6 protein-coding genes, 1 tRNA gene and 1 pseudogene are annotated in these 8,952 nt (G+C 56.0%); 4 read left to right on the top strand and 4 right to left on the bottom strand.

Annotated elements, in window-relative coordinates; all coding sequences use genetic code 11:
* Positions 1-301 (bottom strand): annotated as a pseudogene (locus IQ273_RS34050) (biphenyl 2,3-dioxygenase); the annotation flags it as partial.
* 31 nt (positions 302-332) lie between these two features.
* The gene (locus IQ273_RS26080) at positions 333-875 is read right to left on the bottom strand and encodes a peptidoglycan-binding protein (protein WP_194026059.1); all 543 of its coding nucleotides are present in this window, start codon (positions 873-875) and stop codon (positions 333-335) included.
* 494 nt (positions 876-1,369) lie between these two features.
* Here IQ273_RS26080 and IQ273_RS26075 point away from each other — a divergent pair, with 494 nt between their 5' ends.
* The gene (locus IQ273_RS26075) at positions 1,370-2,044 is read left to right on the top strand and encodes an RNA polymerase sigma factor (protein WP_194026058.1); all 675 of its coding nucleotides are present in this window, start codon (positions 1,370-1,372) and stop codon (positions 2,042-2,044) included.
* A gap of 72 nt (positions 2,045-2,116) precedes the next feature.
* Positions 2,117-2,839, top strand: coding sequence for a DsbA family protein (locus IQ273_RS26070; RefSeq protein WP_194026057.1), 723 nt, complete (start codon positions 2,117-2,119; stop codon positions 2,837-2,839).
* A 96-nt stretch (positions 2,840-2,935) separates the two neighbouring features.
* Here the strand turns inward: IQ273_RS26070 and IQ273_RS26065 are convergent, their stop codons facing one another.
* A complete protein-coding gene (locus IQ273_RS26065; protein ID WP_194026056.1) occupies positions 2,936-6,625 on the bottom strand; it encodes an EAL domain-containing protein in 3,690 nt (1,229 codons plus the stop codon).
* Positions 6,626-7,610: 985 nt separating this feature from the next.
* Between IQ273_RS26065 and IQ273_RS26055 the strand changes: the two genes are divergently transcribed.
* Positions 7,611-8,087 (top strand): hypothetical protein, encoded by a 477-nt coding sequence (locus IQ273_RS26055; RefSeq protein ID WP_228053899.1) that lies wholly within the window; start codon positions 7,611-7,613, stop codon positions 8,085-8,087.
* A 111-nt stretch (positions 8,088-8,198) separates the two neighbouring features.
* On the opposite strand, the gene IQ273_RS26050 is transcribed toward IQ273_RS26055, so the two are convergent.
* Positions 8,199-8,271, bottom strand: a tRNA-Ala gene (locus tag IQ273_RS26050).
* 173 nt (positions 8,272-8,444) lie between these two features.
* Here IQ273_RS26050 and raf1 point away from each other — a divergent pair.
* Positions 8,445-8,952: RuBisCO accumulation factor 1 (gene raf1 / locus IQ273_RS26045; protein ID WP_313898252.1), on the top strand; the 508-nt coding region annotated here is incomplete at its 3' end.

Raw genomic sequence — 8,952 nt, 5'->3', positions numbered from 1 at the left:
GCACCTTCTGCGTCCAAATGCCGTCGGCAAAATCTTTGGCGGTAAAGTAGTGCTTCTCGGGGCTAGGGTTGTCAAGCACCAGCTTATAGCGCTGACCGGCCACAAACTGCATCTGGTCGGGCTCAAAGCGGAGGCTGCCGTCAGCGGTGCCCAGGTGAGCGGTGAGGGGGGCGGTTGGGGCTGAGGCGGCGATCGCCCCAGCCGGGTATACCACGAGACCCAGCGTTATCACCAGCCCTAACACTAGCGCTTGCAGAAGGTGTTGAAATCTCACCGCCAATTGATTCATGATACGATTCATGACGCTTCTGTCCCTACCGTTTTACCAGTGCCTATAGGTACCCCAGCGGCAAGTCGTCGGGGTACGCCGTCTTGAGGGATTCTATCGCGTGCTGGGTGGTTGGCCCCATAATGCCGTCGATCGCCCCGCTATAAACCCCCACTCGTTTCAGGTAGGCCTGAAGTGCCTTCGTCCGGTGCTGCAAATCGTGCCAGAGCGTATCGACCCAGGTTTGGCCAATAATGCGCCGCAGCTTACTCTGCTGCTGCTTGAGCGTTTCTTCGGGCAGCAGATCGAGCTGTTCGCCCACCCAGCCATCGGCCTCATCCAGCCAAAAACTCAGCAGGGGGTTGTCCACCGCCTGAGCCAAAATGTCGTTCAAGCGAGTCTCGTCAGCGGCTGAGAGAGTGGGCTGAAGGGCCAGGGTGCAGTAGTCGATCAAGATAGAACGGTGCTGCCGCAACGCCTGCCCCAGGCCATCGAGGGGGATTTCCCCCTGCGCTTCTAGCAAATCGGCCAGCATAGAATCGGGTGCACCAGAGCCCGCAACCATAAGCGGAGCGTCTAGAGGTGCCGTTACGCGTTCTGTGTTCATTTACTCCTCACGTGCCTTTGTAGGGAAGCAGGTAGACCAGGTGTGCCAGGTGGCCTTGCTGAGGGCTGGTTTAGAGCAGACGGCGATCGCCTAACCGAGCCCGATCCTCAACCGTTACGTCCATGACCATTGCGAATGCCAGGACGCAGCGCTCAATCAAACCCTAATCAGCAAGACTTCCATCACCAAAACTAGCGTCACTCAAACCCGTATCACTCGAACCAAACCAGTCCAAAGCACAAACCAACCGAGCACCCAGCCGGGGTAACCCTGCTGAAATGCCCAGAGCGCCAACCTGCCAAACCGTCTTAGCAAACGGGCCTGACAATCGTCACGCTAGTGTATTAGTGACCTGGGGTTTGGGGTTGTGACAGGGGAGCGTTACTTTTCTTTAGATCTTTTTTGACGGTAGTTTCCGCAATTTTGATTGTCACATTGGAGCTGCTTATATCACTTGTTAAGTGAGTGATGCCTCACCTAACGCCAAAGGGAATATGAGCCAATCCGACGACAGTAGTGGTTTTAATGAGTTCCGCTTACCCGCCGATGCTCCAGCCCAAGACGTGTTCGATCAGGCGCTGAGTGACATTCTCGGCAAAGACAACCCCCATGCCTACCCGATTCTGAGTGCGATTCAGAGAACCCTCAGGCAGTACCACCTCAACACCCAGTACGAAGCCCACGAGATTCTGCATGAAGCCTACCTGCGAGGCAAGAAAAAGCTGCAGGCAGGGGAGGTGATTCGCAATCCTTACGCCTGGCTCAAGGCCACCGCCTTCCACGTTATCTACGAACGCAAGCGCAAGCACCGAGCTAGCGCCACTGACCCTCAGGTGATGGAGGCAGCCCTGCCCGACCCGCGCCTTAACCTGATGCAGCAGCAGGTGATTACCGAAGAGCTTGACCTGCTCTATCAGGCGCTACAGTTGCTCCATCAGGAAGACCCCGAAGCCACTTGCCTGCTCTATCTACGCACTGTACGCGACTGGTCATGGGCCAAAATTAGCCAGTGGCTGATTGCCGAAGGGCACCCCGCCGCCACCGAAGCCGCTCTGCGCCAGCGGGCTTCGCGGGCCAGACGCCGCCTGCGAGATATTTTTTGGCAACGCGTTTACCAGCAGACGCCACGCCTAGATACACCCTCCCCGCTGAGCGAGCGGCGGCGCTAGCGCGGTTCACCCGTAGCAAGGTGCCCCCCAGGGCGGCATGATGGGGGTAGCACTAGCACAGGGACATGAGCCATGGATAATCTTTTGACGCGGATGCGTAACTCTAAGCTGCTGGTGTGGGGCATTGTGGGTGCCCTGGTGGTTGGTATGCTGATTCCGCTGCTGCTGCTGGTGCCTCGGCGCAACCAGGCCAGCCCCCCCGACAGCCCTGAAGCCCACCAGGCCGTTGTTACTGACGTCATTACGTCTACAGATCGGGCCAGCCTGATTGGGTCTTCGGCTACAAAGGGCAACCCCAACGCCCCCATTGTGCTGTTTAAGTTCTCAGATTTTGAGTGCCCCTACTGCGCCGTAGCAGCAGGCCACATGAAGGAGTTTGTGGGCAACCACGAAAACGACATTCTCTACGTTTACAAGCATTTTCCGCTCACCCAAATTCACCCAGAGGCGATGCCGTCGGCAAAGGCCGCCTGGGCGGCGGGGCAGCAGGAGCAGTTTTGGCTTTACCACGATGGCCTGTTTGTCAACCAAAATCGCCTGGGCGAAGATCTCTACGTTGAGTTAGCCGAGGCCATGGGGCTAGATTTGGAGCAGTTTAACCGCGATCGCGCCAGCGCCGAGGCCGAAGCCGCCATTCAGCAAGACCTGGCTTTAGCCGAACAGCTCCGGCTCCAGGGCACCCCCTCCTTCATCATGAATGACCTGCTGATTCCGGGTGGCGCACCGCCCCAGCTGTTTGAGGAAATCTTTACCCAGATCAATGCGGCCATCAATAACCAGAGCAGGTCTGAGTAGCCTACTGAGCAAAGGTGACAGGTTTGGTGGCGTTTAGGGTTTATGGCTTAAGGTCTGCCGTGACCCTAAAACCTTGAACCCTAAACCCCTCAATCTCTAGGCTTTGACCACCTGAACCACGTTTAGCTCAGCCAGGAGGGTTTCTGCCACCGCTTGAGTGACCGGGGCATTAAACAGGTATCCCTGGCCCAGCTGGCAGCCTAACGCTTGCAGCTGCTGTAGTTGTTCTGGCGTTTCGATGCCTTCAGCAATGGTAGTCAGCCCCAGGTGCTGAGACAGGTTGACAATGGTTTTGGCGACATTGAGATTGCGCTGGCTCTCAAACAAGTTGCTGACAAAGGAGCGATCGATCTTGAGGTTATTGACCGACAGGCGATGCAAATAGCTGAGCGACGAAAAGCCGGTACCAAAGTCGTCAATGCTGATCTGCACATCCAGGTCATTGAGCTGCTGCAGGCGACCGTTGATGGCTTCGATATCGGCCACAAACATGCTCTCGGTAATTTCGAGCGCTAGGCAGTGCCCCGCCAGCCCCGTATCGGCGAGAATTTGCTGAACCTGGGCCACCAGGTTGGCCTCTTGGAGCTGTTGAACGGATAGGTTGACGCTCATTTTGAGGATCGCAGCGCCGGGAAACTGGCGCTGCCAATCGGCTATCTGCTGACAGGCGGTTTTGAGTACCCATGCCCCCAGAGGCACCACCAACCCCGTGTCTTCAGCGATGGGGATAAAATCGACTGGAGAGATCATGCCTTTCTCGGGGTGTTGCCAGCGCACCAGGGCCTCAAACCCCACCAGGCAACCGGTAGCTAGATTGACAATGGGCTGGTAGCGCAGGGTCAACTCCTGCCGCTCAAGGGCTAGGCGCAAGTCATTTTCGAGCGCTAGACGCTGAAAGGCTTGTTCATGCATGGCCTGGTTAAAAATGACGTAGCCCAACTGGTGGTTTTGCTTGGCCGAATACATAGCGATCTCGGCGTCGCGTAGGATATCCATGCCGTCGCTGTAGCTGCGATCGCCCAGCACAATGCCGATACTGGCCCCTACCACCACCGCCTGAGAGCCCAGAGGAATGGCCGTTTGAAAGTTCGCTAGGATGCGCTCGGCCACCCGCACCGCTGCCGCTAGCCCCTCAATATCCTCCAGCAGCAGCACAAATTCGTCGCCGCCCAGCCGGGCTGCCAGGTCAATGCCGCAAATCGCCGTCCCCAGCCGCTGGGTAATCAGCTGTAGCAGGCGATCGCCCGCCTCGTGCCCCAGGCTATCGTTGATCACCTTAAAGCGATCGAGGTCGATTAGCAGCACCGCAAAATTGACTTCATCATCGCACTGCACTCGTTTGAGAGCTAGGTTTAAGCGCTCTATGAGCAGGCTGCGGTTAGGTAACCCGGTCAGGCCATCGTGGGTGGCATCATGCTCGAGCTGCTGCTGTACCCGCACCTGGTCAGTGATATCTCTGGAGCTGACCTGTAGATAGGTGGCTACCCCCGCCTCGTAAACCACCTTGACCAAACTTTCGAGCCAGACATAGCCACCCCCTTTTCGCCGTGCCCGGTAGGTAATTGGGCCTGAGGAAGGATGCTCAACCGCCTGCTGAAACTGGGGCCGAATCAGGGGGCGATCCTCCGGGTGGCACTGGCGGTAGGGGTTACTGCCAATCAGCTCTTCCGGTTCGAAGCCCAGCAGCGACTTGCAGGACGGACTGAGGTAGAGAAACCTGCCGGTCAGGTCGTGCAGACAAACCAGGTCTTTAACATTCTCAGCTAGCAGCCGAAAGCGAGACTCACTCTTCTGTAGCGCCAGTTCCGCTCGCTGGCGTTCTAGCTCGGCAGCCGCTCGGTTGGCAAAAATTTGCAGAATGGGGATGTAGTCGATGCGATCGCGCAGAGGTCGCGTACTCATCACACAGAGCAGCCCTAGCACATCGCCTTGGGCATTGGTCATCGTTACCCCTATATATCCCTCAACCGTTAACTGCTGCAGAAAAGCGTTGGCAGGAAACGCCTGGGCGGTCTGGGTAGAGCAACGGTAAAAGCCGCTCTCCAGCACTTTGGCACAGGGCATCTGAGTATCGGCAAAGGTCACATTGGGCTGTAGCTGTCCTTCAGACCAGAGCGCCAGAGTGTGCATCTCTCCCACTCTGTGTTCCGCCACATAGACACAGCAAGCTTCGAGGGTTGAGGCCAGATGCTGAACCAGCTGCTGAAAAAAGGCCTCGCCGACCACAGCTGCCGTGCCCGCCATCAGCTGCTGTAGGACAGCCGTAGCCTGCTTGAGTTCAGTAATGTCTCGCTCAATGACAACGTAGCGATAAATGTCACCCAACTCATCGCGAATGGGAAACGAGCGGTTCCAGATCCAGCGAATGTGCCCATCGGCCCCTACAAATCGGTATTCATCATTGAAAAAGGCTTTGCCCTGAAGCTCTGCCTCAAATTTTTCGGCTACCCAACCGCGATCGTCGGGATGAACATACTGTAGCCAGGCTCCTGGCTGTTGGTTGTTGGCTACTACATCTTGGTAAAGCTCTGCAAAGCGATGGTTAGAGTAAATCAGCTCACCACTGCTAATTTCTCGCAGCAGCAGCGAATCTTCAATTCCATCGACAATCTGTCGCAGCTGTTCTTCACTGCGCCACAGCGACTGCCCCATGCGCCGTCTATCCTCTAGCTGACGCTCAAGCTGGGCATTGTTCTGACGCAGCTGGGTCTCCTGGGCAAACAGGTTAGCCATCAGCTGAGAAAACGCCTCTGTCAGCCTGGTCACCTCATTGTGACCCCTGAGCGGGGGCAGCACTACATTGCGATTGCCCTCCCGAATTTGGTCGGCAGCCGCTGAAATTTGCAGCAGTGGCTTGGTAATTCGTTGGGCTGCAATCCAGCCAATGGCGACGAACCCACTCCCCAGGCTGAGACCACCCAGCAAAATTCTCCAGAATAGGGCACGGGCAGGGCTAAAGGCGATCGCAACGGGTTCGCTCACCAAAATGGTCCAGCCCAGGCCGGGATAGCTGCTATATCCTTGGCTGCTGACAAAACCAACTAGGTAGCGCTGACCATCGGGCCAGCGCTCAATGGTGTAGCCCTCCGACTGGGTTTGGGCCTGGCGCAGGCTATCGAGGCCTAAGTGCTTCCCCTGCCAAGCCTGCGGCCCCAGCAGGACATGCCCAGCGGCGTCAACAATAAAGACCTCCTGGTTGCTGGCGGTGGAATGGTCGAGCAGCGAAGCCGCTACAGCTTCCACCCAGTCCCAGGTGATGTGAGCACCTAAGACGCCCAAGCGCTCTCCCTGGTCATCATAGACAGGGGACGCTATATCTAGCAGTCGCAGCGGGGGCTGATCGGCCTGGCGAGGCAGCAGGTGACTCAGCAACAGCGCCTCGTGCACATCGCCCACAAAGGGCCGATCTTGGGCTTGCAAAAACCAGTCTCGCTGAGCTACGCTCACCCCTTCGAGCAAACCCTGAGTACTGACTTGAACCACGCCTTGCTCGTCGGCAAAGCCAATCCAGGTGTAGGCCGAGTAAGTATCTTGGAGCCGATCAAGCAAAGGTCGCCGGTCAGCGCGGGATTGGGCAAGCCCGCGCACCATCTCGAATTCGGCAATAATTTGAATCTCGCGGTAGCGCTCAAACAGGCTTCGATCTAACTCGTTAGTCAGTTGTTCAGCCATCAGCGCCATGTGTTGGCCTTTGTCATGCTCTATTTGCTGTTGGGCGATGCCGCCAGCTACCACACCTAAAACTAGCGAAAAGAAAAGCGTAATACTGCTGAAAGCAATTCCCAAACGTATCCCCAAGCTGATATTGACCCAGAATGGAAAAAATCGCCGCATAACATTCAGCTTTCAGATGAGGAGCGAGAAAACTAAGGACTATAGCCCAGGCTCTATTAACAGCCCAGGCTCTATTAATAAGAGTGAGGCGGGCAAGCCGTTAAATACATGTAATTTTGGGTTAAAGGGTTTTTAGAGGGTTTTAGTTAAGCGCTAGCGGTAAACAGGTTTGCCTTTTTGGGATTGTAATAGGGCTCTTGCTGGGGAGCAATAACCGTGAACTTACTTAAGCTTGTGATCGCCGTTTGCGGCTTACCAAGTGCACAGCAAATTACTACTTTTCAAAGTTTTGACAACATAGCGCTGTGTGAAGTGATTGTTCCCACTTTACGAATCCTTTATGCAGCGATGGATGCGTGCGAACTGGAAGTAAACCTGAAGTTTTGCTGCCGCTATCTTGGGTGAAAGCAACACCTCAAACCCCCTAAACTGTGTAGACCAGTGTTTCAACCTGGGCTAGGGGAGACGTGGTCATTGCCGCTCAGTTTAAATTAGATGCTGCCTACCGCCAACGGTCTAGAAAGCCGAGCAGCAGCCTGAACCTGGGTATATGCCAGTTGAATGTGCCAGTTGGGGTACCTGCCTGCTCAAAACCGCCCCATTGTCGATTCGCGGGGTGGTGGCGATCGCGGTAATCATCCCCGCCCTAAGCCCTCAAATCCTTACCTGGCAAGGATTTGAGAAATTTATAGCGTTTTCTAAACTGTTTAGGCAGTATCACCCACTACACAAAGTGTCATGGCCTCGCTCAAGGGTGCCTAGGCTCCAGCGCTACAACAGTGTCATGGCGAAAGCGAAGACAACTGCTTCACCGCCATCCCCATCCCGACCTAATGGCCCCGACCTGATGGTATTGACTCTTGAATCGCGTTGGCCGTTTGGGTGGGCCTTTCAACAACACAGTCAACAACACACAGTTTGCATTTGGAGAATGACCATGAAAATCCGTTCTATCGCTGCGATCGCCTTGGGTATCACCGCTGCTTCTATGGCTGCCCTACCGATGGCCGCTAACGCCCAAAATGCCAGCACCGACTACAACTACGTCGGCGCAGGCGTCGGCATCGGTGACGACATCGGCCTCTCTATCAACAGCAAGGTAACTGTCGCCGACAACATCTCGGTGCGCCCCGGCGTCATCAGCGACCTCGACTTCAGCGACAATGGTGAAACCGTCTTCCTGCTGCCCGTGACCTACGACTTTAACCCTGTTACCAACAACGGTCGTCTGCTGCCCTATGTGGGCGGTGGTCTGTCGGTTTCTACCGAAGGCTCTACCTCCGTCGGCCCTATGCTGACTGGTGGAGTTGACTACCGTATCACCGATCGCGTCGTTGCCAATGGTGCTGTCAACGTGTCGTTCTATAACAACACCGAGGTCAATGGCTCTGTCGGTCTAGGCTACACCTTCTAAGCCCTAGACCACCTGTAAACCAACCGTTCTAAACCAGCGGCTTTAAACCAGCAATTAAAGGGATCGGCGGCCTGTCCACCGATCCCTTTTCTTTGTGTATGAGCTTTAATATGGAGCTAAGCGGGTTCGAACCGCTGACCCCTTGCATGCCATGCAAGTGCTCTACCAGCTGAGCTATAGCCCCGAGTGCGTCAACGTATTCATTGAGCGCATCAACAATAGTGACGCAAGGGGGGTACCATCGTCAACCCCCAGTTTCGCGCCCGGTTTCGCCCCAATTTTTGTCTCACGGTAGCGGTGAAGGGCGGCCATCCGCGATAGAGTCAGGGAGAATGTAGTGTTGACGTGGCGATCGCAATGGTTTTCCCTGGTTCTTCTTCTCCCCCCGATACCGCTGCCGTGCAGGACGTTCTGCTGAAGCTGCGGCGCAAGGAAGGCACCTGGGTCGATTGGGCCCAGGGCTGTCAGGCGCTGCAAAAGGCGGGCTTCAATCCTCAGCAAATTTTTGAAGAAACAGGGTTCGAGCCCATTCAGCAAAACCAGATTGTGGTAGCCGAGCAGGTCTACCAGTCGGCGCTCAAAGCTGGGGTAAAAGCCACTACCCAGGCCCACTTCACGCAGCAGGGCAGCGACTCGCTCTACGAACTGCGGCTGCTCTCCCAGGGCGATCGCGCCGCTATGACCGATTTCATTTTGCAGCACGGGCTCGACTCTGACGAGGTGCGCGATCTGGTCAAGCCGGTTAAAGAATATTCCTACCGTAAGGAGAAACCACCGGGCTTTGGGGAGGGGCCGGGGGATGCGATCGCTTACCACTTCTGGAAGCTAGCCCGCCAAAAAGACGACCTGCAAGATCGCTCTCGCC

This window comes from Nodosilinea sp. LEGE 07298 (assembly GCF_015207265.1).
Classification (GTDB): Bacteria; Cyanobacteriota; Cyanobacteriia; order Phormidesmidales; family Phormidesmidaceae; genus Nodosilinea.
This window is presented reverse-complemented; position numbering and strand designations above follow the sequence as displayed.